A 24,175-nucleotide genomic window follows, 5' to 3' on the forward strand; every position below is an offset into this window, starting at 1 on the left:
CGCGGGCCGGTGGCGGGCGGCGCACCGCGCCTGGCCACCGCCTCGTTCGGCCGCTCGATGCGCTGGGTCGCCTGTGCACCATTCGGCGCGCCTGCGGCAGGCCTGCCCTGCGGGGGTCGCTGCTGCGGCGGCGGGCCGGGCCTGCGCTGCGGCTGCGGTTGCGGCCCACGGAGTTCCCCTGGATAGGGCGCTGGACGCTGCGGCGGCGGGCCAGGCCTGGCACCGGGTGGCGGTCCCTGGCGTGGGTGCGGCTGCTGCGGGGGTCCTGGATGTGAACCGCGTGGAGTACGGCCGCCGTGCGGGTCATCGCCGTAGGGGGAAGTCTCGTAGGGCGAATTCACTGACAAGATCTCCATAACTCGTGACGTTGCTGGTGGCTCGGAGCGGCGGGGTGCGCCGCTGCGGACACGTTGTGGCTCCGCGAGTCACCCGACGGGCAGATGACCAGGCACTTCATTCGGCTGCGGTGCGCCGGTTGGCTCGGGTTCCCGCGCGGCGGCGCGGCGGCGCAGGCGTGTTCCCGAGCACGTAGGACTGCACCAGATGATTCCAGCTGCAGCTTCGGCATACCTCGACGACATGGACCGAGAACTCTTCACGAGTCTCGGCGAGGCGCGTCAGCTCCTCCGGTGCGCGAGCCGATCCTGCCGCCGGACCGAGGGTGTCGCCGTAGACCCAAGATACAAGCGTGAGTTGTTCTTTCCGGCAGATGGGGCATGTGACCTCGCTCCCCCGCCCGTGGAACTTCGCCGCACGCAGCAGATAGGGATTTGCGTCACATACTTCGGCCACGTCGACGCGGCCCGCATACACGTCGGCCAGCAACGACCGCCGCCGAAGGGCGTAGTCGACCACTTGCCGCTGGATTCGCACGAGAACCAGAGTAGCGGTGTTGTCGTGGGGCCGCCCCGGCTCAGGGGTACCGAAAACCCGCTGAAGGGCCGTTTATATCGGCTAGAACTGTAGACAGTTATATCGCTCCGATATAGTTTGGAGTCGCATCCATCGGTTAGGTCTGTACATAGTCAGGGAGGTGAAGCCCGGTGCTCGAGCTGGCAATCCTCGGGCTGCTCCTCGAATCGCCCATGCACGGCTACGAGCTGCGTAAGCGGCTGACCGGCCTGCTCGGCGCGTTTCGGGCCTTCTCCTACGGGTCGCTCTATCCCACGCTGCGCCGCATGCAGTCGGACGGACTGATCGCCGAGGAGATCCCAGCGGGCGTGGTCGCGCGCAGAGCGCGCCGCGTCTACCAACTGACGCCTGCGGGCCGTGAACGGTTCAGCGAACTGCTCGCCGACACCGGACCGCAGAACTACACCGACGACGGCTTCGGCGTGCATCTCGCCTTCTTCAGCCGCACCCCCGCCACGGCGCGGATGCGGATTCTGGAGGGCAGGCGGCGCCAGGTCGAGGAGCGCCGAGAAGGACTCCGGGAGGCGATCAAGAAGGCCAGCGGGTCGCTCGATCGCTACACCCGGCAGCTCCACCAGCTCGGACTCGAATCAAGCGAGCGCGAAGTGCGCTGGCTCAACGAGTTGATTGCGGCGGAGCAATCGACGAAGGCGGCACCACAGAAAGAGGGAAATATCGGCCATGAGTGATGACAAGAAGGCTGACAACGCCAACGAAGTTCGCGTCGCCATCGTAGGCGTGGGCAACTGCGCTTCCTCGCTGGTCCAGGGTGTGCAGTACTACAAGGACGCGGACGAGACCGCGACCGTGCCAGGCTTGATGCACGTCAAGTTCGGCAAGTACCACGTCAGGGACGTGAAGTTCGTCGCCGCATTCGACGTCGACGCCAAGAAGGTCGGTTTCGACCTCGCCGAAGCGATCTTCGCCAGCGAGAACAACACCATCAAGATCTCCGACGTGCCGCCGAGTGATGTTGTCGTGCAGCGCGGTCCGACCCTCGACGGCATCGGCAAGTACTACGCCGAGACCATCGAGCTGTCCGAGGCCGAGCCCGTCGACGTGGTGCAGGTGCTGAAGGCCAACAACGTCGACGTCCTGGTGTCCTACCTGCCGGTCGGCTCGGAAGAGGCCGACAAGTTCTACGCGCAGTGCGCCATCGACGCGAACGTCGCGTTCGTCAACGCGCTGCCGGTGTTCATCGCCTCCGACCCGGTGTGGGCCGAAAAGTTCACCAAGGCAGGCGTTCCCATCGTCGGTGACGACATCAAGAGCCAGGTCGGCGCGACCATCACGCACCGGGTGATGGCGAAGCTGTTCGAGGATCGCGGCGTGCAGCTCGACCGCACCATGCAGCTGAACGTCGGCGGCAACATGGACTTCAAGAACATGCTCGAGCGCGAGCGGCTGGAGTCGAAGAAGATCTCCAAGACCCAGGCTGTCACCAGCAACCTGAAGAAGGAGCTCACCGCCAACGACGTGCACATCGGCCCGTCCGATCACGTCGGCTGGCTCGACGACCGCAAGTGGGCCTACGTCCGGCTCGAGGGTCGCGCCTTCGGCGACGTGCCGCTGAGCCTGGAATACAAGCTCGAGGTGTGGGACTCGCCGAACTCGGCGGGCATCATCATCGACGCGGTGCGTGCGGCGAAGATCGCCAAGGACCGCGGCATCGGCGGACCGGTCATCCCGGCGTCGGCCTACCTGATGAAGTCCCCGCCCAAGCAGCTCGCCGACGATATCGCCCGCGAGCAGTTGGAAGCGTTCATCATCGACGCCTGAGTTCCCCAGCAGCCCTTAGGGAGTCAGAAAAGCCGGTCGGAGTTTTCCGACCGGCTTTCTGCTGTCCGGGGGTGTTCAGTCGAGGGAGACGTAGACCTCGACCGAGGTCGGGCCCGTGTAGCGCTCGATTTCGGCGGTGTGCGAGCGGGTGATGGTGCCGGCGCTCTCGGCCTTGCGCACCTGGGCCCACGCGGTGCGTAGCAGGTCGTAGGGCTTGTCGGAGACGACGAACTTGGCGTAGCGGCCGGTCGGCACGCGGGTCAGCACGTCGCCTGCGTCCATCTCGGCCATCGACGCGACCTCGTAGCCGAGTACGGCGACGGCGTGATCGTTCTGGCCGATATAGGCGGCCACCCGCGGCACGTTCTTGTCCCGCGCCAGGTAGCGGTCCCAGGTGAAGTTGACCAGGTCGAGGTCGCGCGCGGTGACCTCACGGCCTGCTAGCGGGACGGTCAGTCCGGCGACCAGGCTCTCGTCCAACGTGACAATCTCGAAGTCCACAGTGTTGTTCCTACCCGTCGACTTGATCGTCTGCCAGAGCTACGAAGACTTCGACCGTGCGCGAGTCGGGATAGTGCTCCCAATCGCCGGTGTAGGCGCGCACGAATCGGCCTGCCGCCTCGGCGTCCCACACCGAGCGCCAGATGTAGACGACGGTGTCGCCGAGGTTGTCGCCGCTGGCGATGAACCGGGCGAATCGACCGGCGGGCACCCTGGCCAGCACATCGCCGGGGAGTAAGTCGTCGAGGTTGCGGCAGCGGTAGCCGACGATGTGGGTCAGGTACGAATTGATTTCCGGCGCATGGTCGACGTAGGCGGTCGTCGGCGGCCCAGGCAGCTGGCGAGCCAGGTTGCGCTTCCACGCCTCTTCGACTTTCGCGCGGCGCGGTCCTTCGACCGCGAGCGCCGGGCTGCGAAGTACTGTTCCCGCCACCAGCGTCTCGGGTTGGTCAACGACATTGAAATCCACCGGCGTAGCCCCTATGTCTCGTCTGTCTCCAATTGGCGGCGCTCCCGGGCTCCTCCGTGGTCACGCTAGCTGCCACTGCCGGGTCTGCCGCTCGCGCCGCCGTCTTCATTCGGCAGCATTCCCCGCACGGTGGTGTGCCATTCGGGTTTGCCGCTCGCACCGCTGTCTCTAAGTGGCGCCGCTCTCTGGCCCTGCGTGGTGACGCAAGCTACCTCCTTCGGGCCTGACGTTCGCACCGCTGAATCTGATTGGCGCCGCTCTCTGGCCCTACGTGGTTACGCAAGCTACCTCCTCCGGGCCTGAAGTTCGCACCGCGTGTCGTCGCTCGAGCGCATATCCTTCCGCATCGATCCCGCGGCGTCGGCGTCGGCCTGGTCCGACACAGTCGTTATTCGCTCTCACTCTGGCAAACGATGCTGCCATGTCATCCGTTCCCCCGGGGACGCCGAAGGTCACAGCATCATCGCTATCCAGGAACCGGGATGCTCAGCCCGGGAAAAATTTCCATTTCCTTAGGTCCTTCCGGGGCGGGCGGGATGATGATGACCGGTTCCCGCGGCGCGCCCTGCGGCGGATTGAGAATGTCGTAGCTGCCGCCCGAGGGCTTGCTGGTGGTGGGGGCGGCCTGTGCGGCCGCCGCTCCTGGCCCGGGGAACTGCTCGACCGGGGTGCCGTCGAGCGCGTTGTCCATCACCTGCTTCCAGATATCGGCGGGCAGGCCTGCCCCGTAGATATCGCTGCCGCGGGCGGTGCGAATCGGCTGCGATTGTTCGGTGCCGATCCAGACCGCCGTGGACAGCGACGGGGTGAACCCGATCATCCACGCGTCCTTGTTCTGCTTGGACTCGCCGAGTTGGGTGGTCCCGGTCTTCGCCGCGGACGGGCGGCCACCGGCGAGGGCGTGGCCGTTGGAGTACGCCGCGATCGGCGTCATCGCCTGGGTGGTGTTCTCGGCGATGGTGCGCGGAATGCGTTGCTGCCCAGCGGGGAGCTGCTTGCCGACCTGTTGATCGGGGGCGCCGCGATCCAGCAGCACCCGTCCGTCGCCGGTCACCACGCGCTGCACGAAGTAGGGCTGGCGGTACATGCCCGACGCGCCGATCGTCGCGTACGCCGACGCCATGTCGATGGGACGAACGAGGTACTGCCCCAACACGATACCGTTCAGCGGTCGCCCGCCGTCCTCGGTGAGCGTCTTGCCTGGGACGCCGGGGATCTCCTCCGGAATGCCCGCCGCGTGCGCCGCGTCGGCGATCGCCTTCGGCCCGTCGAACATCGACATGGTCAGCCGGTAGAAGCTGGTGTTCAGCGAGCGCTTGAGTGCCTCGGCCATGCTGCACCGTCCGCACGATTCGCCGTCGACATTGGTGATCTTGGTGCCGCGGTCGGTGACCGGTGAGCTGTCCAGCATGCGATTCATCGGCACGCTCTGCTGCTGCGCGGCAATCGCGGCGAACGGCTTGAACGCTGAGCCGGTTTGCAGCGGCGCCTGAGCGAAGTCGTAACCGATGCCGTCGAATCCGCCGAAGTAGGCGCGCACCGCGCCGGAACGCGGGTCGACGGACACGACCGCGGCGCGCAACTCGGGCGGCTGCCCGTCGAGCCTGCCGCGCACCGCGTCGAGCACGGACTGCTGCGCCTTCGCGTCGATGGTCGTGATGATCTGCAGCGCACCGGTATTCAGCTCGTGCTCGCTGATCCCTGCGGAGCGCAGCTCGCGCACCACCTGGGCGCGGATCAGGCCCTCCGGCCCGCGCGCCACGTTGTCGTCGGGGATCTCGCTGAGCGGGATGATGGCCGGGAACTTGGTGGCGTCCCGGTCGCCTGGCGCGAGGACACCCATTTCGACCATGCCGTCGAGCACGTACTGCCAGCGGGCGGTCAGGTCGGGGAGATGGGTCTCCGGGTCGAGGATCGACGGCGTGCGGACCAGCGCCGCGAGCACCGCGCCCTCGGCCAGGGTGAGCTGGTTGACCGGCTTGTTGAAGTAGGCCTTGGTCGCCGCCGCGATGCCGTAGGCGCCGCGGCCGTAGTAGATGGTGTTGAGGTAGGCGGCGAGGATGTCGTCCTTGCTCCACTGCCTGGCCATCTTCGCCGCGATGACGAGCTCGCGCATCTTCCTGGTCAGCGTGCGCTCGGAGCCGAGGAAGGCGTTTTTCACGTACTGCTGGGTGATGGTCGAGCCGCCGCCCGCGTTCTCCCGTCCGGTCAGGTTGTCGCGGGCTGCGCGGAGGAACCCGGACGTGGAATAGCCGGGGTTGCTGTAGAAGTTGCGGTCCTCGGCGGAGAGCATCGCGTCGCGCACCGGCTGCGGCACCTCGGCCAGCGGGATCGGCGTCCGATTGCCGTTCGGCGGAACCACTTTGGCGATCACCGTGCTGCCGTCGGCGGCAAGGACGGTGGCGATCTGGTTGGTCTGCACCGCGGCCGGATCGGGGATCTCGGCGCTCCAGTAGACGAGCACGCACAACAGCAGCGGCACCGCACCGAAGATGACGAAGAGCGCGAGCACCAGTCGCCTGATGCGTTCGGCTCGGGTGCGCGGCGGGCGATTCGGATCGGGGGTCGGAGTTGGCCGCGAAGGTTTGGCCGAGTGTGCATGTCGCTTGCCACGCGCGGGGCTAGTCGTCAGCTCATTCCAGCCTGCCAGCGAGGCATACGGTGCCGCCTGTCTACGCCGTTTGCCGAACGAGCCCACGATCATCTCCTCCCGGAGCGTCGGTCGAAACTCACCTGCACGAACAACGATCGGAAATGGCCCCAGAATCACGACTTTACTCGCGCCCCAGGTGACCGGCGATGCTAGCAGCGCGTGTTTCGCACCGTCTGAAAACGGTGAGACAAGCCCGCATACGGCGGTATTCGGGTCGGCACGGCCGCAGCAGCCTGCCGTGCCGACCCGACGAAACTCAGCTCTTCACGCCACCAGCGGTGAGGCCGGAGATGATCCGACGCTGGAACAGCAGCACCATGATGACCAACGGAATCGACACGATGGTGCCAGCGGCCATGATCGCCGCGTACGGCTCGACCAGCGGGTTGTTCCCGGAGAACCGGGCGACCGCGACGGTCACCGGCTCGGTCGAGCCACTGGAAAGCAGTCGGGCCAACAGGTATTCGTTGACGGCGGCGATGAACGCGAGGATCGCGGTGGTGAACACCGCGGGCGCGGCCAGCGGCAACATCACCAGCCGGAACGCCTGCATCTTGGTCGCGCCGTCGATCCGCGCCGCCTCTTCGAGTTCCCAGGGGAGCTCGGCGAAGAACGAGGCGAGGATGTAGACCGTCATCGGCAGCACGAACGAGATGTTCGGGATGATCATCGCCTGGTACTGCCCGATCCAGCCGAGGTTGGTGAACAGCTGGAACAGCGGGGTGACCAGCACGACCACCGGGAACATCGACGCGCTCAGGATCAGCCCCGACACCAGGTACTTGCCCCGGAAGGTGAGCCTGGCCAGCGCATACGCCGCGAGCACGCCGATGACCAGCGCGATAACGGTGGTGATCGACCCGATGATCACGCTGTTGAGCAACGCTTTGCCGAAGTTGTTGCCTCGGGTGGTGTCGAAGGCGTTGCGGAAGTTCTCCAACGTCACGTGGGTCGGCCACGGGGTGTTGTCGAAGGTGAAGTCGGGGTCGCGGAACGCGGTGACGACCATCCAGTAGAACGGCCCGAGCCCCCACAACAGCACCACGATCACACCGGTGTACAGCCGCACCGAGCGCAGCCGATGCGTCCACGGAACCGATTGCCCGGCAGGCTTTTCCGTTGTCTGTGTCGACATCAGTGTGCCTCCCGCTGTTCTTCCTGCGTCCGAACCGCGTTGGCGCCCAAGACTTTCACCAGCACGAACGCCACCGCGAAGATCATCAGGAAGGTGATCGTCGACAGTGCGGCCGCGCTGTTCGGCCCCTGCCTGACCTGGTCGACCACCAGGATCGACACCACCCTGGTCGCCGGGTTGTTCAGCGTCATGATCGCGGGCAGGTCGTACATGCGCAGCGCGTCCATGGTCCGGAACAACACCGCGACCAACAGGGCAGGCTTGAGCAGCGGCAGCGTGATCTGGGTGAACCGCTGCCAGGCCGAGGCGCCGTCGACCCTGGCCGCCTCGTACACATCGGCCGGAATCACCTGCAGTCCGGCGAGCAGCAGCAAGGCCATGAACGGAGTCGTCTTCCAGACGTCGGCCGCGATCACCGCGAACCGGGCGGCCCACGGGTCGGAGGTCCACAGGATGTGCGTGCCGAAAACCCGGTTCACCACCCCGTCGTACTGGAACATGAACTCCCACAGCCGCGCTGTCACCGCGGTCGGGATGGCCCACGGGATCAGCACCGCCGCGCGCAGCAGCGCACGGCCGCGGAACGTCTTGCCCATCACCATGGCGAAGCCGAGACCGAGCGTGGCCTCCAGCGTCACCGTGATCACGGTGAGGAACAGCGTGACGCCGATGGCCATCCAGAACTGCGAACCGAGGTTGCCGGTCGGGCAGCTGACCGTCTCGCCCGCCGCCTGACACTGCTGCAGCAGCCAGTGCGTGTAGTTCGAGAAGCCTGCGCTGCCGCCCTCGACGAACATGCCGGTCGTCTTGTCGAGGCCGGGATCCTTCTGGAAGGACATCCAGACGGCCCGGACCACCGGGTAACCGATCACGACCGCCAGCGACAGCAGCACCGGGGCTATGAACAGCCAGGCTTTGCCGGAGCGGCGCATTTCCAATGCCAGGGTTTCGCCGAGGCCACGCTTACGTGGCAGGAACTCATCGCTCGACACAGTGCTGGCCGCTCCCGAGGGATCCGACACCGTTTCTCTCTCCTACGGGTCTCGTCGGGTCCGTTTCGCTCTCCGCGCTACGATCCCGCGGTCTCGATGCCCTTCTGCATGCCGATGATCGCGTCGTCGACGGACTTGGTCTTGTTCAGCGCAGCGTAGGCGTTCTCCTGGATGGCCTTCGACACCGGCGTGTAGAACGGCGTGACCGGGCGCGGCACCGCGCTGGCGATGGAATCCTTGAGCGCGGGCAGGTACGGCATCTTCGCGATGAGCGCCGGGTCGTCGTACATCGAGGCGCGCACCGAGGGCAGCGCGCCCGAGGCGACGATGTGCTGGGCGTCCTCGCTGATCAGGAAGCGAAGGAAGTCGAGCGCGGTGGCCTTGTTCTTCGAGAACGCGCTGATCGCGGCGTTGTAACCGCCGAGGGTCGACGCGCCGACACCCTTCTCGCCCGGCAGCGGGGCGACGCCGAACTTGTCCTTCACGGTGGAGGCCTCGCCGCCGACGTCACCGTAGGTGGACGGCCACGACCGCAGGAACATCAGCTTGCCCTGCGCGAAGGCGTTGCTGCTCTCCGGCTCCTTGAAGGTGATGGCTTCCTTCGGGATATCGCCGTTGGCGAAGGCGTCGACGAGCACCTTGAGCCCGGCCCGCGCCTGCGGGCTGTTCACCGTCGGGGACTTGCCGTCGGCGCCGACGAAGCTGCCGCCGTAGGCGTTGATCACCTCGGCGGCGTTCACCGTCAGGCCTTCGTACGGCGCGAACTGGCCCGCGTAGCAGCCGATGTTCTGCTCCTTGGCGATGGTGCACTGGTCGAGCAGCTCTTTCCAGGTCTTCGGCGGCTCCGGCACCAGGTCCTTGCGGTAGAACAGCAAGCCGCCGTTGGTGTTACGCGGCGCCGCGTACAGCGTGTTGTTGTAGGTGGCGCTGGCGACCGGCGGTGAGAGCAGGGCAGAGGTGTCGATGCTGAAGGTGTCCTTGAGCGGCTGGATCCAGCCCTTCGCGGCGAACTCGGCGGTCCACGGCACGTCGAGGGCGACAACGTCGTAGTTGGACTGCTTGGAGCGCATGTGCTCGACCAGGTCGTCGTACTGCTGCGAGGCGTCGTTCGACTGCTCCTTGAACGTCACCTGCTCGTCCGGGTGCGAGGCGTTCCAGCGCTCGATGAGCTGCTTGACCGCACCGGTCTCGGTGGTGTCCTTGCCCTCGACATAGGTGATCGGCCCGCGGCCGGTCAGGTTCTGGCTGGTCGGGCTGCCGCCGCTATCGCTGGAGCAGGCGCTGGTGAACGTCGCCGTCAGCAGCGCGACCGAGACAGCCGCGACCGCGGCCTTCGGTACGAGCGACGTACGTAGGGACGACACCTTTTTCACAGCCATCGCGGACTCCAGATCGATCGTGAGCATTCGCACACCCTGCCGGTTGCACAACGCAAGATACATGGTGTGGGAGTGACTCGCGGGATTGTGACGCGAAGTCCCCGCGATCTACGGACGGATCCACCCCGTCCGCGCTAGTTATGCTCGCTGGTGATGACATCGCAGAATCAGGTTCCCGAGCGGATGCTGACACGCATCGGTGGGCTGCTGCGTCAGGCCGAGTCCACCGACAACGAGCACGAGGCCGAGGCGTTCCTCGCCGCCGCGCAGCGGCTGGCAACGACCTCGTCCATCGATCTCGCGGTGGCGCGTGCCCACATTGCGGGTCGCGAGCGCAGGCCGACGCCGATTCAGCGGGTCATCCCCATCGGCGAGCCGGGCAAGCGCGGGCTGCGCACCTATGTCCAGCTGTTCGTCGCGATCGCGTGCGCCAACGATGTGCGCTGCGATGTCGCGCGCACGTCGACGCAGGTGTACGCCTACGGGTTCGATTCCGATATCGACACCTGCGAGGCGTTGTACGCGAGTTTGCTGGTGCAGATGGTGCGTGCCTCGGATCAGTACATCAAGTCGGGGCAGTACCGCTCGGCCACGGTGGAGAAGGTGGTCACCGAGCGGCGCTGGGGTCGCCGGGTGCAACGCCGCGTTGAGGCGCCGGTGGCCGGCGTGACGGCCCGATTGAACTTCCAGATGGCGTTCGCCGCGCGGATCGGGCAGCGGCTCGCCGCGGTGAAGGCGGAGGTCGAGGCCGAGGCGGTGCCCGAGCAGTCCGCCTCGTCCGGCACCGCACTCGCCTTGCGCAACAAGGAGATCGAACTCACCGACTTCTACACCCAGAACTCGGAAGCGCGGGGCACCTGGCGCGGACCGCAGGCCTCGGCCGGGCATTCGGCGGCGGCCCGCAGGGCCGGTGACCGGGCAGGCAAAGCGGCACGGCTCGGGACGTCTCCCGAACTCGGTGCGCCGCGTGGGCAATTGACGCGCAAGCCGCGCGGTGCGGACGACGGTTCCGCGTGAGCGCCCGCCGAGGACGATGCTCGTGACCGTGCGGGACACGCAGCGCGCCAAGGTATACGACGCCGAGCAGCTGGTCCGTGGCGTGTTCGACCGTGCCGACGAACACGGTAGCCGCACCGTCGAGCTCTACGGCTCGCACATCACGCTGCCGATCGAGCGGCGGTTCGCCTCGGTGGATTCCGTGCAGACCTACGCCGACAAGGTGCTTGCCCTCAATTGGGTTCGCGCCCACTGGGATCGCGCGGGCACGCCGGTGCGCGTCCGCTCCCGTGCCGGGACGACCGCCGCGCACTACGAGTCGGCGGACGCCGTCCTCGCCGTGCCACTGCACACCGACGGCGGCACCGCCTGGGCGCTGCGGGAACTGGTTGTCCTGCACGAACTGGCCCATCACCTGGAGTCCGTACCCGGCTCGGTCGCCGCACACGGCCCCGAATTCTGCACCCGCTACCTGGAATTGGTGGACGGCATCATCGGTCCCGAAGCGGCCCTGCTGCTCCGCGCCACCATGCTCGGCTGCGGCGTCCGTCTCGGCTGAGAACCTGGCCCACAGACCTTCGACACTGTTCACAGGAGTTCTAGCTGCTGTGAACAGTGTGAACCTTCTGTGCTCCGGAGCAGCCCCATACTGGTCGGCCTACACGTTGGTCGGGAACCAAGGGGCAGACCTTCGGCTGTGAAGTCGCTGTGGGGCGGTGCTTTACGGGGCCCAGCCCGCGGGAGGTGTTCAAGCCGACTCTGGTGATGTCTCGATGAGGCGCATGGCCCGCTCGAGTCGGTGGTGCCACCAGGCGGTGCGTTCCGGATCTTGCTGACGGTACTGCTCGGCGAGTGCGGGGTCGGGCTGTGGTGGTGTGCGCGGGACCGGCAGGTAGCCGTCCACTTGACGCAGGGAGTCGGTAACCAGGTCGCCGGTGAGCAGCGACAACGTGCCGAGGCCGCAGGCGAAGTCGAGGGTGGGGAGCGCACCGGCGAGGGCGAGTTGGGCGGCCAGGCCGACACTGGTTTCCAAGGCCGAGGAGACGACGCAGGGCAGGCCTGCCGCTTCGGCGACGCGCAACGCGCGACGGACGCCGCCGAGCGGGGTGCATTTGAGCACCGCGATGTCGGCGGCGCCCGCGACGGCGACCCGCAGCGGATCCTCGGCGCGGCGGATGGATTCGTCGGCGGCGATGCGGACCTCGACGCGGCGGCGGACCGCGGCGAGTTCCTCGATGGTCCGGCACGGCTGTTCGACGTACTCCAAACCGCCTGCGGCCTTGTCGATTCGGGTGATGTGCCGGACCGCGGTGTCGACATCCCATACCGCGTTGGCGTCCACCCGGACGGCACCGCCGGGACCGAGTGCGGCGCGCACCGCCTCGACCCTGGCGAGGTCTTCGGCGAGCGAATCGGGATGGTCGGCGATCTTCACTTTGGCGGTGCTGCAGCCGGACTCGGCGACGATCGCGTGCGCCCGCTCCGGATCGACCGCAGGCACCGTGCAGTTGATCGGAATCCGCTCCCGCACCGGTGCGGGCCAGCCCACCGTCACCTGCTCGAGCGCGGTGGCCAGCCAGCCTGCCGCCTCGCGGTCGTCGTACTCGGTGAACGGACAGAACTCGCCCCACCCGAGCGGGCCACGAATCAGCATCCCCTCGCGCACGGTGATGCCACGGAACCTGGTCCGCATGGGGATCGCGTAAACGATGCTCTCAACAGCGTGATCGGTCATCGCCGCCAGCCTAGTAGGGACGCTGTTCCGCCCCAACCAGCCCGGATTTCCCCTATGGGGACTGAGTAGTTTTGCGGTCCTGCCCGCGCCGCCGGTTCGCGATGCTCGAAGCATGACGACGTACTACCCGATGGCGCAGCCGCAATTCCCGGCTCGGCCGCAGCAGCGGACCTGGGACCTGGTGCTTGCCCTCGTGCTGTATTCCATCGCGGCGGCACTCGGACTGGTCGCCGCCTACTTCACCGTCTTCTTCGCCTTCGCGGCCGACCCGTGTTCGGCGAACAACTGCCGCGACGGCTACCTCGGCGCCGCGTTCGCGGTGTCATGGGGCGGCACCGCGGTGGCGCTGGTCGGCTCGCTGGTGATGGTCATCGTTGCGGCCGTGCAGCGCTGGTACCAGTGGTACTGGCCGGTGCTCGCGATGATCATGATCGTCGCGTCGTTCCTCGGCGGTGTCGCGCTGGCCTCCCAGGTCTACACCGGTTCTTAGCCTTGGCGTTTGAATCGCCGTGTCCGAGGGCAGATCATTCGTATGTGGCCTGGCGAGCACGGGAGTGGGTGCCGGACATCATGCGTGCACTACTCGCTTCGCTGATCGCGCTCGGATGCGCCGGGCTGGCAGTGGCTTTCGTGTCGCTCTACGAGCTGGTCGCGCCGGACAGCAGATACCTGGCGATCGCCCAGGTAGTCGGCTGGGGTGGCGTAGTGGTGGCGCTGATCTGGACGATCGCGCTGGTGATACGAAAACTGCGCTACCGCATGCCGATCGCCTGGACCCCGATGACGGCGGTGCCGCTGATCATCGGATCGTGGCTGCTCGGCTTCCTGATCGCGCTGGTCCTCGCCGAGATCTGACGCGGCGCCCACCGCGAACGATGGGCGCCGGCTCAACTCGAGATCACAGGCGTTCGAGGATCATCGCGTTCGACAGACCGCCTGCCTCACACATGGTTTGCAGGCCGTAGCGGGCGCCGCGGTCTTGCATGGCGTGCACGAGGGTGGTGGCCAGGCGGGTGCCGGAGGCGCCCAGCGGGTGGCCGATGGCGATGGCGCCGCCGTTGACGTTCACCTTGGCGAGGTCGGCGCCGGTTTCCTCGGCCCAGGCGAGGACGACCGGGGAGAAGGCCTCGTTGACCTCGAAGAGGTCGATGTCGGCGATCTGGAGTCCCGCGCGCTGCAACACCTTTCGGGTCGACGGGATTACGGCGGTGAGCATCAGCAACGGGTCGTCGCCGACGACGGCGAAGCTGTGCAGGCGAGCCAGCGGCTTCAGGCCGAGTTCCTTCGCGCGCTCGCTGGTCATGATGAGAACCGCCGCGCTGCCGTCGCTGACCTGGCTCGCGGAGGCCGCGGTGATCTCCCAGCCGATCTGCGGGAAGCGGGCGCTCATCGCCTCGTCGTAGTAGGCGGGACGCAGCTTGGCGAGGGTGTCGAGGGTGCTGCCGACGCGGATGCCCTCGTCGGTCTGCAGCCCGTTGATCGGCGCAAGTTCGCGGGTGAACAGGCCGTTCTTCGTTGCCAGGGCGGCCTTTTCGTGGCTGCCGATGGCGAACTCGTCGAGCTGGGTGCGGGTCAGTCCCCACTTGGCGGCGATCAGTTCGGCGCTGATCCCCTGCGGCACAAGACCTTCCGGATAGCGGGCGGCGAAGCCGACGCCGGAGACGTCCTCGGAGCCGACCAGGTTGGCGCCCATGGGAACTCGTCCCATCGACTCGACACCGGCGGCGACGACGATGTCGTACGCACCGGAGATGACACCTTGGGCGGCGAAGTGGATGGCCTGCTGGCTGCTGCCACACTGCCGGTCCACCGTGGTCGCGGGCACGGACTCGGGAAAGCCCGCGGCGAGCGCGGCCCGGCGGGTCATGTTCATGCCTTGCTCGCCGACCTGGGTGACGATGCCGCCGATCACGTCGTCGATCAGTGCCGGATCGATGCCGCTGCGGTCCACCACCTCGCGCAGGCTGTTGGCGAGCAGGTCCACCGCGTTGACGTTGTGCAGAGCACCGTTCGGCTTGCCCTTGCCGATCGGCGTGCGTACCGCTTCGACGATTACCGCGTCCCTCATGACGCTTCCTTTCGGACCGTGAGCCCGGCGGCCTTGCCTGGCTCTATCAACACATAGTCAGGTTACACCTGGCAATAGTTGAGGAAAGTCAGCATGGCTATGATGTTCGTCATGGCAGCAGTGATGGAAGGGCAGTTGGCCGATCTGAGCTCGTGGCAGACGACGGATTGCTCGATCGCCAAGGCGATGGATCTGGTCGGCACCCGGTCGGCCATCCTGATCCTGCGCGAGGCCTACTACGGCACCACCCGGTTCGACGGTTTCGCCAATCGGGTCGGCATCACCGACGCGGCCGCGGCCAGTCAGCTCCGCAAGCTCACCGAGGCGGGACTGCTCACCAAGCAGCCCTATCAAGAGCAGGGCAAACGCACCCGGCACGAATATGTGCTGACCGATATGGGCCGTGACCTGCTGCCTGCGGTGCTGGCCCTCATGCAGTGGGGCGACGCCTACCTGCAGCCGGGACCGGCGCCGCTGCTGCTTGTCGAGGAATCCACCGGTGCTCCGGTGCGCGTGCAGGTCCGCAGCGAGTCCGGCCGCGAGATCGCGCTGGAAGAACTCGGCGTGCGCGTCAACGACGACTATCTGGACGCCCGCAAGGCGGCCAGGCACTGATCTCGCTCAGTCCTTGCGGACGTTCCCATCCTCGTCCGAGGGGAACCACCGGCTCGCCCATCGATTGAGTGCGGCGACCGCTTCCTGTAGATCTCGGCCCATCTCGGTGAGCTCGTACTCCACGCACACCGGCGTCTCGTCGTAGACGGTCCGCGAGACGATGCCCTCGGCCTCCAGCTCGCGCAGGCGAGTGGAGAGCATGCTGTCGGTGAGTGCCGGGATGGCCCGCCGGATCTCGACGAAATGCTTTGCGCCGAGGAGTAGCTCGCGCAGGATGACGCCGTTCCAGCGCTTGCCGATCAGCTCGATTCCTCGGTGATAGCTCGCGCAGAACCCTGGGCGCAGCTCGAAGTGCGCCGCCACTGCCTCGTCCACGTTCCCACCGTAACACGGATACGTATTGACTCGCATCTCAGTAGTCACTATAAATTTAATAGTGGCTTCGGTTGGGATGAGATCGGGGCTGTCACAACAGAGTTGGAGATGGAAGTGGATACCGTCGACCACAAGAAGACTTTCCGTGCGGCCTGGGAAGATTCGGCCAACACGACATGCGAACTACCGCCGCTCGACGTCAACCAGGTGCTCGCCGATCGCTACGAGCTGGCGAGCCCGCTGATTTTCACCCGAACCATGCTGTGGGACATGGAGATTCGCAAATCCAGGCGTCCGGACATCTACATCCCGTACGTCGTCTCCGGCGCAGCGCAATCATGGGGCGAGGACGATATCTTCGTGCGGAGCTCCACCCAGCGGCTGTGGCTCGCACCAGAGACGTACGGCCTCGTGCTCGAACAGACTCACCTCGACCACGCGAACCAGATCGTCACGTTCATCGGTGCCGCCGAAGTGCCCGGCCCCGACGGCGAACTCCTGCATGCGGGAACGGGTCAGCCGGTCTTCCATGTCGAGCACGGGGTGTCGGGCACCGAGGAGCGACCACTCAACACGTGGCGAATCGTCTCCCTGACCGAGACCCCCGATCCCCGCTTCGTCGAGGTCTTCGACCGAATCGCGGCGAGCCCCTACCTGCCGGGTTTCTTGGAGATCTACATTCGCGAGGTGCTGGAGATCGAACTGACCCGCCGCTGAGCATCTGAGTACACCCCCAAGGTCGCACAAACCCTGCTCGCTATCCACAAAGGCTAGAACCTCTGTGAACAGCATCGAACATCTGTGACCCAGCAAAATCCGCGGCCCTGCCAAATCCGCACCCCTTCCGTAGGTCTGCACCCCCGGGGCTGCTAGAACGTGTCTCGAGTGACAGCACATCGGGGCCGGTTTGCCGAGGAGGGTTTGGCTGGTCTGATGCCGCGTTCGCGCAGGCCCAAGACCAGCCCGACCCGCACCGGTGAGTAGATGGCTTCGTTGATCGCCGCAGAAATGTAGGCGTTACGAAACTGAACAGCGGCGCGATTGACGCGCGGGCGTAGAAAATGGATCTACCTGGGGTATTGACCCGAATCTTGTTGTCACGCTAGCCTTCTGTCGATCGGGCATACATCTGCCCGTGCAAGCCTCAACCTTCCTGGTTGGGGCTACTTTCGTTTCGAGGCCTTCGGCGTATCACGCGCCGGAGGCCTTTCGTCGTTTCCGGGAAGGGATGTCATGTCGATCGGTGCGATCTCCGCTGCGGTGGCAGGTACGGGCTGGACGGTGTTCTGGGTGCAATTACCGGTGCTCGTGCTTGCCGTCGCGGTCATCATTGTGGCGACCACTGCGCTACGGCGCGCCCGCCCGGAGGATGTTCCGCGTGTGTTCGAGGCATTCGCTGCGGCATTCGGCCGCAGGGCCGGTCGCTCGAACCGTGCAAGGCGCCCCTTGAACGCGCCGAAGCGGAACCTGGACGAGGAGGCCCGATGAGCCGTCGACGTGTCCGCCCACCGGACGCATTGGCCAACCTGGTGGCAGACGGGTTTCTCGGCGCGGACCTCAGCCGCGCCATCGCCGGGGCAATGTCACCGGCGGACGCGATATTCGTCCGCCACATGCTCGGTCTCAACCCCGGCGTACAGGGCCGCCGCGACGGCGATCTCGCCCTCTACATCGGTAGTCGCTTGGCAAAGGTACGCGGCAACTCCGACTACATGGCCGCGCTAGCGGCTTACTGCGGTGACCGGCTTCCGGCAGAGAGTCAGGAGCACTGTCGCACCTGCCGAACGTCCTTGGAACGACATCGAAAGGTGCGCAAAGAGTGCCAGCCCTTGTGGTACGAGCTCCTCGCGGCAGGAGAGCCGATACCGCGATGGATGTTCGAGGCGAAAGGACGTCCGCGGCAGTACTGCAGCCAGCGCTGCAAACAACGGGCTTACCGTGATAGAAAACGGGGAACGGACTGAGTCGAAATACCAGGCGCCGCATTGATATCAGACGCGACGCCTGGTCGGTGCTCAGTTCAGGCGACGCCCGTCTTGGGTGGAGAAGAAGTAGGTGTGGGTCGGGTCGGTGGACAACCGCACCCGGGTGCCCTTCGACGGCGGGTTGCGCCAATCTGCCCGCGCCACAATGGTTTCCCCGGCGGCATTGCCCTCGGAGGTGGTGCGGCCGTAGATGTAGGCGTCGGAGCCGAGCTCCTCGACCACATCGACCTCCATCTCGATGCCCGTCCCGGTGCCGTTGCCGAGTTCGAAGTGCTCGGGCCGGATGCCGACCACCACCGAGCCCTCGGCGGCGTCGACGACCGAGCGCGGCAGCGGCAGCTCGTGCCCGCCGAGCGAGATGGATCCGTTGGGCACCGGCAGCGTGAACAGGTTCATCGCGGGCGAGCCCATGAAGCCTGCGACGAAGACGTTGACCGGGTCCTGGTACAGGTCGCGTGGGGTCGCGCACTGCTGCAGCAGGCCGTCCTTGAGCACTGCGACGCGGTCGCCCATGGTCATCGCCTCGACCTGGTCGTGCGTGACGTACACGGTGGTGGTGCCGAGCCTGCGCTGCAGCTGCGCGATCTGAGTGCGGGTCTGCACGCGCAGCTTCGCGTCCAGGTTGGACAGCGGCTCGTCCATCAGGAACACCTGCGGCTGGCGCACGATCGCCCGGCCCATCGCGACGCGCTGGCGTTGACCGCCGGACAGCGCCTTCGGCTTGCGGTCCAGGTACGGCTCCAGGTCGAGCAGTTGTGCCGCCTCGAGCACTCGCTTCTGCGTCTCCGCCTTGGCGACCTTGGCCAGTTTCAGCGCGAAACCCATGTTCTCGGCGACGGTCATGTGCGGGTAGAGCGCGTAGTTCTGGAACACCATCGCGATATCGCGTTCCTTGGGCTCGGCGTGCGTCACGTCGTTGGGGCCGATCAGGATCCGCCCGTCGCTGACGTCTTCCAGGCCGGCCAACATGCGCAGCGAGGTCGACTTTCCGCAGCCGGAGGGGCCGACGAGAACAAGGAATTCGCCGTCTGCGATCTCGAGATTCAAGGCATCGACAGCGGGTTTGGTTGAGCCGGGGTAGAGCCGCGTAGCGCGGTCGAAGGTCACCGTGGCCATGACAAATCACATCCCATCACCGGCAGGAACGTGCCGGACGATCCGAGTAAGGGTTGACCCGCGATGCTACTGGATCTGAGCGACTCGCGCACGAATTGCTCGAGTTCGCTCGCGATAGGTCCAGATCGGCGTCACCGGCCATGCAACTTCCGCATTGTGCAGGCACTCGCACTCCGGTCAATTCGCGGTTCATCGCGCCGCCACGCCGAGCCCACGCCAACGAGATGTTCGATGCCGCCCAGGGCCGTTGGGTCCCGGCGCCACCAGCGACTCCGGCCGGGTTGGCACCTGACAGATCGGGTCCGGCATGGGTCTACGCGACCGGCCCGGCCGTGCTGATCAACCGTCACGACGGCACCGAAGTCCGTGTGCCCCAAGGTGGTTCCGATGGCGCCGACCGGCCATGGACCGACGCGCGCATCCTCGACAACCAAGGCCGCGAACTCGCCCACTACAGCGAGTGGGCTAACGGTAACAAGACTTATCGGCTCGGCCTGAACCACACCGTCACCGTTGGACCCGACAACAAGGTCATCGATCCCAAACACCTCGACCAGTCACCGCTGTGGGACATGCACGACTACAACCGCGATGACGGCTCAGTCACATTCAACCCGAGTGAAGTAGCGATCGATGGAGCCGTGCATCGATTGATGGAAATTCGCAGCCGCCGCAGGATAACTGGCGAGAACTGGTCAGGAACAATTTTCCAGTCACGGCTGAACACGGAGAGAATGGGTCAATCCACTCTGGGCGCGGCGCTGTCCATGAGCACGCCGCCCCGACGCGAGGAAGAGCGAGAAGATGAGTGAGTACACGCCGAGCCTGGTCGGGATATTCGAATTAAGAAGTGGGGGTTTGCATCGCAACATGGAATTCCGACTGTTGGCGGACAGTCGAGCTGCGGTGACGGTCTTCGAGCCTGATGCTATCCCTTTTGCAAGGAGTTGGTATGTTAGTGGTTTCGAATACCTCGGCGGCGAGTACGAGGCGATTCGAGGCGACAATGGTCCTGCTTTTATGCGAACCTTGTTGAAGCCGTATAACATGAGTTACGTATTTCTTCGAGATGAGAGTGTTGAGAGCGCCGGCTCGCGCGTAGAACCTCGAGAAGAAATGGGTGACGGTACACCTGCGTCAGTAGGCATGTATATGTTCAGTAACAGATTTAAGAACAAAGGCCATCGTCGCACCGCTGAATTCCGATTGATGGCAGACGGCCGTGCCTCCGTGACGGTCTTCGATCCGTACGCCGACAATGAGGCGTGGAAATGGTTTGAAGACGGCATAGAAATCCAAGGCACCAAGGGTGTGGTGCGTGCAGACGATGGTCCTGCCTTTATGCGAGCATTGCTGCAGCCGACCGATGAGAGCCGCATCATTTGCCGAGATGAGAGCTCGAATAGCTGACGTTCCTGTTGGCGGGCTTCAGATCTCGGTGCGGTAGTCCGGCATGGTGCGCTTCGTCCAGTCCGTGTGCGGCTTCGGTGACGATGGCGACCGTGCGCTGAACGCTGGATCGGACTTCCGCAGCGCCGGTAGCCTCGATCGGGAAACCCAACGCGACGAGGAGATGCCATGAGTCGAGCGGTGCGGATCGGAGTCCAACTGCAGCCACAGCATGCGCCGAAGTACGGGCTCATTCGTGACGCGGTGCGGCGCGCGGAGGACGCGGGGGTCGACATCGTCTTCAACTGGGATCACTTCTATCCGCTCACCGGTGACCCCACCGGCGCGCACTTCGAATGCTGGACCATGCTCGCCGCCTTCGCCGAGCAGACCGAGCGGGTGGAGATCGGTGCGCTGGTCACCGGCGGCGGTTACCGGAATCCGGACCTGCTCGCCGATATGGCCCGCACCGTGGACCACATCAGCGACGGCCGCCTCATCCTCGGCATCGGCGCCGGCTGGTTCAAGAAGGACTACGACGAGTACGGCTACGAGTTCGGCACCCCGGGCAGCAGGCTCGCGCTGCTGAAGGAGAACATGGCCAGGCTCAGCGCGCGGTTGAAGACGCTGAACCCGCTGCCGACCAGGGACATCCCGATCCTCATCGGCGGCGGTGGCGAGAAGAAGACCCTCCGCCTGGTTGCCGAGTACGCGGACGTGTGGCACAGCTTCGCCGACCTCGATGACCTCGCGCACAAGAACAAGGTGCTCGCCGACCATTGCGCCGCCGTCGGCACCGATCAGGCGCGGATCGAACGCTCGGTGCAGTGGCCTGGCCTCGCGAAGGCGCCTGCCTTTGTGGAGGCGGGTGTTTCGCTGTTCACCATCGGCGTCAGCGGGCCCGCGTACGACCTCAGCGAGGTCGAGCGCGCGATCCGCTGGCGGGACGAGGTGAACCCGGAGCCGGTGAGCGGGCTTGCCTGAGCCGGTGAACCAGAGTTCGGATCACCATGATTCGAACCCCACCGGCCCTGGTCCGACTTGTCCCGTTCCTGGTGGCGGTGCGCTGACGTCGGGGTAGCTGCGGGTTAGCACCTCGCGCGCGGCTAGGGTTATTCATCATGGCTGGTCTGCCCGCTGTGCGGTCTCGTGCGTTGATCGCCGTGATATTGCTTGCCGTTGGCCTCGCGGCCACGGCCTGCGGTTCCGGCACCGAGGGTGATGCGTCGTCGGAACGCAACCTGTGCTCGCCGCCCGGGGTGAGCTCGGCGTCGGCCGCGCCGACGAACCTGGCTTCCGCGCAGACGGCAGGCGCGGACAAGTACACGACCGCGACCACCGCGCCGCTCGCCTCGATCGACACCGCCAAGCTCGGGCTGATCACGCCGGGCAAACTGAGCGTCGGCACACTGTCGGACGCGCCGCCGAGCATCTGCGTGAACGGCAAGGGCGCGTTCACCGGCTTCGACAACGAGCTGCTCACCGCGATCGGCGCGAAACTCGGCCTGCAGGTGCAGTACTCGGGCACCGAGTTCGCCGGGCTGCTTGCCCAGGTCGCGGGCGGTCGCTTCGATGTCGGCTCGTCGAACATCACCACCACCGACGCGCGTCGTCAGCTGGTCGGCTTCACCAACGGCTACGACTTCGGCTACTTCTCCCTTGTCGCGCCGAACAGCAGCGCCATCAAGGGTTTTACCGACCTGAACCGCGGCACCCGCATCGCCGTCGTGCAGGGCACGGTGCAGGACGAGTTCGTGGTCAACACCCTGCACCTGGACCCGGTGAAGTTCCCGGACTACAACACCGCGTACGCGAACCTGAAGTCCGGTCAGGTCGACGCCTGGGTCGCGCCCGCCGTGCAGGCCGAGGGCCTGATCAAGCCGGGTGACGGAATAGCGGTGTCGCAGAACACCTTCAGCTTGGACAACTTCGTCGGCTACGCCGTCGCCAAGACCAACCAGCCGCTGATCGACGCGCTCAACAGCGGGTTGGACGCGGTCATCGCGGACGGCACCTACGCCAGGCTCTACGCCGAGTGGGTGCCGAGGGAGCTGCCGCCGGGCTGGAAGCCGGGTTCCAAGGCGGCGCCGCTGCCGCAGCTGCCGGACTTCGCGGCCATTGCCGCCGAACGCAAGCCCGCCGACGCCGCCGACAACGCGCCGAAATCCACGCTGCAGCAACTGCGCGACACGTTCTTCGATTGGTCGTTGTACCGCAAGGCGTTCCCCGACCTGTTCAAGACGGGTCTGCCGAATACCCTGATCCTTGCGGTGGTTTCGGGTGTGCTCGGCACTGTCCTCGGCATGTTGCTCGCGGTGGCAGGCATCGCGCGGACGCGCTGGCTGCGCTGGCCTGCCCGGGTCTACACCGACATTTTCCGCGGGCTGCCCGCGGTGGTGATCATCCTGCTGATCGGCCTCGGCATCGGCCCGGTCGCCCGCAGCATCACCGGAAACAACCCGTACTGGCTCGGCGCGGTAGCGCTTGCATTGTTGGCATCGGCCTATATCGGCGAGATCTTCCGTTCCGGTATCCAGTCCGTCGAGCCGGGCCAGCTGGAGGCGGCGCGTGCCATCGGGTTCGGCTACCGGCAGGCAATGACCTTGGTGGTGATCCCGCAGGGCGTCCGCCGGGTGCTGCCCGCGCTGATGAACCAGTTCATCGCGCTGATCAAGGACTCCTCGCTGATCTACTTCCTCGGCCTGCTCGCCACCCAGCGCGAGCTGTTCGCGGTCGGCCGCGACCTCAACGCGCAGACCGGAAACCTCTCTCCGCTGGTCGCCGCCGGTCTGGTGTACCTGCTGCTGACCATCCCGCTCACCCACCTGGTGAACTACATCGACCGCCGCATGCGCACCGGTCGGCCGGACCGGCCGATCGACCAGGTCGAGGCCGCCACGATCACGGAAGGGCGCGGTTAGAGATGAGTGCCTCCCTCACCGGTACCGGTTTGCATCTGCGGCTCGGACACAATCATGTGTTGCGCGGCATCGACATTCACGTCGACGCGGGCAAGACCACGACGGTCATCGGCCCGTCCGGCTCCGGCAAGTCGACGCTGCTGCGCGTGCTGAACCGGCTGCACGAGCCGGATCAGGGTGATGTGCTGCTCGACGGCAAGTCCGTGCTCACCGAGGACCCGGACCGGCTGCGGCAGCGCATCGGCATGGTGTTCCAGCATTTCAACCTGTTCCCGCACAAGAGCGTTGCCGACAATGTCGCGCTCGGCCCGCGCAAGCTGCGCGGGTTGTCCAAGGAGGCGGCGCGTGCGGTCGCGGCGGAGCAACTCGAGATTGTCGGCCTTGCCGACAAACTCGACGCGCGGCCCGCGAATCTGTCCGGCGGACAACAGCAACGGGTCGCCATCGCCCGTGCGCTGGCGATGAAACCCGAGATCATGTTCTTCGACGAGGCCACCTCGGCGCTCGACCCCGAGCTGGTGAAGGGCGTGCTCGCGCTGATGGCCGATCTCGCCTCCGGCGGCATGTCGATGATCGTGGTCACCCATGAAATGGGGTTCGCCCGCACCGTGTCCGACAGCGTCGTTTTCATGGACGAGGGCCAGGTCGTCGAGACGGGAACGCCCGATGCCCTTTTCGACAGCGCCGAGACGCCGCGACTGCAGCGTTTTCTGTCCCAGGTGCTGTAGCGTCGCCTAGCGCACCCTTGGTTAACTCCATTGATGCGCACCTGTTAATGTGTTGTCGCTCACATATCCATCTGTCCACGCGAGGAAAGAGGGAGATCTGATGACAACAGCGCACATGGAGCACACCGCGCACGACCACGCGCACGGCCCCAATTGCGGCCACACCGCGGTCGAGCACGGTGACCACGTCGACTACGCCCACGATGGCCATCTGCACCGCGAGCACGACGGCCACTACGACGAGTGCGAGCCGAGTGGCCATGTCGAACACGCCGGCCACGACCACGTGCACGGGCCGGACTGCGGCCACGAGGCCGTGCAGCACGGCGACCACGTCGACTACTTGCACGACGGCCACCGCCACGCCGCCCACAACGGGCACTACGACGACCACTGAGATCGCCCATGGTCGCGGAACAGGATTGCT

At 66.0% G+C, this 24,175-nt stretch carries 28 protein-coding genes; 17 read left to right on the forward strand and 11 right to left on the reverse strand.

Translation table 11 applies throughout. The annotated features are described in order from the left end of the window. Positions 1-275: hypothetical protein (locus tag NA11_RS45545; protein WP_218023271.1), on the forward strand; the 275-nt coding region annotated here is incomplete at its 5' end. Positions 276-453: 178 nt separating this feature from the next. Here NA11_RS45545 and NA11_RS08950 read toward each other — a convergent pair. Further along, entirely contained in the window at positions 454-873 is a 420-nt protein-coding gene (locus tag NA11_RS08950) for a DUF5318 domain-containing protein (protein WP_167837604.1), read from the reverse strand. A 170-nt stretch (positions 874-1,043) separates the two neighbouring features. Between NA11_RS08950 and NA11_RS08955 the strand changes: the two genes are divergently transcribed. Together NA11_RS08955 and NA11_RS08960 are read left to right on the forward strand one after the other, a co-directional pair. Further along, on the forward strand, positions 1,044-1,601 hold the full coding sequence (locus NA11_RS08955; protein ID WP_069161339.1) for a PadR family transcriptional regulator: 558 nt from the start codon (positions 1,044-1,046) through the stop codon (positions 1,599-1,601). Continuing rightward, positions 1,594-2,691 (forward strand): inositol-3-phosphate synthase, encoded by a 1,098-nt coding sequence (locus tag NA11_RS08960; RefSeq protein WP_069161340.1) that lies wholly within the window; start codon positions 1,594-1,596, stop codon positions 2,689-2,691. The genes NA11_RS08955 and NA11_RS08960 overlap by 8 nt, the downstream gene beginning before the upstream one ends. A gap of 75 nt (positions 2,692-2,766) precedes the next feature. Here NA11_RS08960 and NA11_RS08965 read toward each other — a convergent pair whose 3' ends face one another. The 6 genes from NA11_RS08965 to NA11_RS08990 form a co-directional block, all read right to left on the reverse strand. After that, a complete protein-coding gene (locus tag NA11_RS08965) occupies positions 2,767-3,192 on the reverse strand; it encodes a GyrI-like domain-containing protein (RefSeq protein WP_069161341.1) in 426 nt (141 codons plus the stop codon). A gap of 10 nt (positions 3,193-3,202) precedes the next feature. Further along, entirely contained in the window at positions 3,203-3,661 is a 459-nt protein-coding gene (locus NA11_RS08970; RefSeq protein WP_069161342.1) for a GyrI-like domain-containing protein, read from the reverse strand. 466 nt (positions 3,662-4,127) lie between these two features. Next, positions 4,128-6,365, reverse strand: coding sequence for a transglycosylase domain-containing protein (locus NA11_RS08975; RefSeq protein WP_069161343.1), 2,238 nt, complete (start codon positions 6,363-6,365; stop codon positions 4,128-4,130). A 205-nt stretch (positions 6,366-6,570) separates the two neighbouring features. Next, complete coding sequence (locus tag NA11_RS08980; RefSeq protein WP_174567672.1) at positions 6,571-7,449, reverse strand: carbohydrate ABC transporter permease; 879 nt, start codon at positions 7,447-7,449, stop codon at positions 6,571-6,573. Then, a complete protein-coding gene (locus tag NA11_RS08985) occupies positions 7,449-8,381 on the reverse strand; it encodes a carbohydrate ABC transporter permease (RefSeq protein ID WP_069161415.1) in 933 nt (310 codons plus the stop codon). Before NA11_RS08985 ends, NA11_RS08980 begins: the two co-directional genes overlap by 1 nt. 137 nt (positions 8,382-8,518) lie before the next feature. After that, on the reverse strand, positions 8,519-9,820 hold the full coding sequence (locus tag NA11_RS08990) for an ABC transporter substrate-binding protein (protein ID WP_069161416.1): 1,302 nt from the start codon (positions 9,818-9,820) through the stop codon (positions 8,519-8,521). A 153-nt stretch (positions 9,821-9,973) separates the two neighbouring features. On the opposite strand from NA11_RS08990, the gene NA11_RS08995 reads away from it, so the two are divergent. Together NA11_RS08995 and NA11_RS09000 are read left to right on the forward strand one after the other, a co-directional pair. Next, positions 9,974-10,837, forward strand: a complete 864-nt coding sequence (locus tag NA11_RS08995) for a DUF2786 domain-containing protein (RefSeq protein ID WP_069161344.1) — start codon at positions 9,974-9,976, stop codon at positions 10,835-10,837. 16 nt (positions 10,838-10,853) lie between these two features. Beyond that, a complete protein-coding gene (locus NA11_RS09000; RefSeq protein ID WP_069161417.1) occupies positions 10,854-11,375 on the forward strand; it encodes a TIGR04338 family metallohydrolase in 522 nt (173 codons plus the stop codon). 189 nt (positions 11,376-11,564) lie between these two features. On the opposite strand, the gene NA11_RS09005 is transcribed toward NA11_RS09000, so the two are convergent. Further along, the gene (locus tag NA11_RS09005; RefSeq protein ID WP_069161345.1) at positions 11,565-12,551 is read right to left on the reverse strand and encodes an o-succinylbenzoate synthase; all 987 of its coding nucleotides are present in this window, start codon (positions 12,549-12,551) and stop codon (positions 11,565-11,567) included. A 112-nt stretch (positions 12,552-12,663) separates the two neighbouring features. Between NA11_RS09005 and NA11_RS09010 the strand changes: the two genes are divergently transcribed. Both NA11_RS09010 and NA11_RS09015 read left to right on the forward strand, forming a co-directional pair. Next, positions 12,664-13,041 (forward strand): hypothetical protein, encoded by a 378-nt coding sequence (locus NA11_RS09010; RefSeq protein WP_069161346.1) that lies wholly within the window; start codon positions 12,664-12,666, stop codon positions 13,039-13,041. A gap of 44 nt (positions 13,042-13,085) precedes the next feature. Next, the gene (locus tag NA11_RS09015; RefSeq protein WP_069161347.1) at positions 13,086-13,406 is read left to right on the forward strand and encodes a hypothetical protein; all 321 of its coding nucleotides are present in this window, start codon (positions 13,086-13,088) and stop codon (positions 13,404-13,406) included. A 43-nt stretch (positions 13,407-13,449) separates the two neighbouring features. Here NA11_RS09015 and NA11_RS09020 read toward each other — a convergent pair whose 3' ends face one another. Further along, a complete protein-coding gene (locus tag NA11_RS09020) occupies positions 13,450-14,619 on the reverse strand; it encodes a thiolase family protein (RefSeq protein ID WP_069161348.1) in 1,170 nt (389 codons plus the stop codon). Positions 14,620-14,718: 99 nt separating this feature from the next. Between NA11_RS09020 and NA11_RS09025 the strand changes: the two genes are divergently transcribed. Beyond that, on the forward strand, positions 14,719-15,234 hold the full coding sequence (locus NA11_RS09025) for a winged helix-turn-helix transcriptional regulator (protein WP_084654393.1): 516 nt from the start codon (positions 14,719-14,721) through the stop codon (positions 15,232-15,234). Between the two features lie 6 nt (positions 15,235-15,240). Here the strand turns inward: NA11_RS09025 and NA11_RS09030 are convergent, their stop codons facing one another. Continuing rightward, positions 15,241-15,609, reverse strand: a complete 369-nt coding sequence (locus NA11_RS09030; protein ID WP_218023272.1) for a winged helix-turn-helix transcriptional regulator — start codon at positions 15,607-15,609, stop codon at positions 15,241-15,243. Between the two features lie 108 nt (positions 15,610-15,717). Here NA11_RS09030 and NA11_RS09035 point away from each other — a divergent pair, with 108 nt between their 5' ends. The 3 genes from NA11_RS09035 (at position 15,718) to NA11_RS09045 (ending at position 17,573) form a co-directional block, all read left to right on the forward strand. Next, the gene (locus NA11_RS09035; RefSeq protein WP_069161349.1) at positions 15,718-16,326 is read left to right on the forward strand and encodes a hypothetical protein; all 609 of its coding nucleotides are present in this window, start codon (positions 15,718-15,720) and stop codon (positions 16,324-16,326) included. A gap of 516 nt (positions 16,327-16,842) precedes the next feature. Next, positions 16,843-17,097: a hypothetical protein gene (locus tag NA11_RS09040; RefSeq protein ID WP_069161350.1), complete on the forward strand. Its 255-nt coding sequence runs from the start codon at positions 16,843-16,845 to the stop codon at positions 17,095-17,097. After that, entirely contained in the window at positions 17,094-17,573 is a 480-nt protein-coding gene (locus tag NA11_RS09045; RefSeq protein ID WP_141717489.1) for a hypothetical protein, read from the forward strand. Before NA11_RS09040 ends, NA11_RS09045 begins: the two co-directional genes overlap by 4 nt. A 51-nt stretch (positions 17,574-17,624) precedes the next feature. Here NA11_RS09045 and NA11_RS09050 read toward each other — a convergent pair whose 3' ends face one another. Continuing rightward, positions 17,625-18,710 carry an ABC transporter ATP-binding protein gene (locus NA11_RS09050; protein ID WP_069161352.1) on the reverse strand — a complete coding sequence of 362 codons (1,086 nt, stop codon included), beginning with the start codon at positions 18,708-18,710 and terminating at the stop codon, positions 17,625-17,627. Positions 18,711-18,934: 224 nt separating this feature from the next. On the opposite strand from NA11_RS09050, the gene NA11_RS09055 reads away from it, so the two are divergent. From NA11_RS09055 to NA11_RS09075, 6 genes are all read left to right on the forward strand, one after another. Beyond that, entirely contained in the window at positions 18,935-19,522 is a 588-nt protein-coding gene (locus NA11_RS09055) for a hypothetical protein (protein ID WP_167837606.1), read from the forward strand. Next, positions 19,515-20,120, forward strand: coding sequence for a hypothetical protein (locus NA11_RS44670; RefSeq protein ID WP_141717491.1), 606 nt, complete (start codon positions 19,515-19,517; stop codon positions 20,118-20,120). The genes NA11_RS09055 and NA11_RS44670 overlap by 8 nt, the downstream gene beginning before the upstream one ends. Positions 20,121-20,288: 168 nt before the next feature. Continuing rightward, positions 20,289-21,083, forward strand: coding sequence for an LLM class F420-dependent oxidoreductase (locus NA11_RS09060; protein WP_069161354.1), 795 nt, complete (start codon positions 20,289-20,291; stop codon positions 21,081-21,083). Between the two features lie 137 nt (positions 21,084-21,220). Continuing rightward, positions 21,221-23,020: an ABC transporter substrate-binding protein/permease gene (locus tag NA11_RS09065; RefSeq protein ID WP_069161355.1), complete on the forward strand. Its 1,800-nt coding sequence runs from the start codon at positions 21,221-21,223 to the stop codon at positions 23,018-23,020. Between the two features lie 2 nt (positions 23,021-23,022). Next, complete coding sequence (locus NA11_RS09070) at positions 23,023-23,748, forward strand: amino acid ABC transporter ATP-binding protein (RefSeq protein ID WP_069161356.1); 726 nt, start codon at positions 23,023-23,025, stop codon at positions 23,746-23,748. A 100-nt stretch (positions 23,749-23,848) separates the two neighbouring features. Beyond that, positions 23,849-24,145, forward strand: coding sequence for a hypothetical protein (locus NA11_RS09075; RefSeq protein WP_069161357.1), 297 nt, complete (start codon positions 23,849-23,851; stop codon positions 24,143-24,145). The last annotated feature ends 30 nt before the right edge of the window (positions 24,146-24,175 follow it).

The sequence above is a fragment of the Nocardia altamirensis NBRC 108246 genome (assembly GCF_001612685.1).
Taxonomy (GTDB): domain Bacteria; phylum Actinomycetota; class Actinomycetes; order Mycobacteriales; family Mycobacteriaceae; genus Nocardia; species Nocardia altamirensis.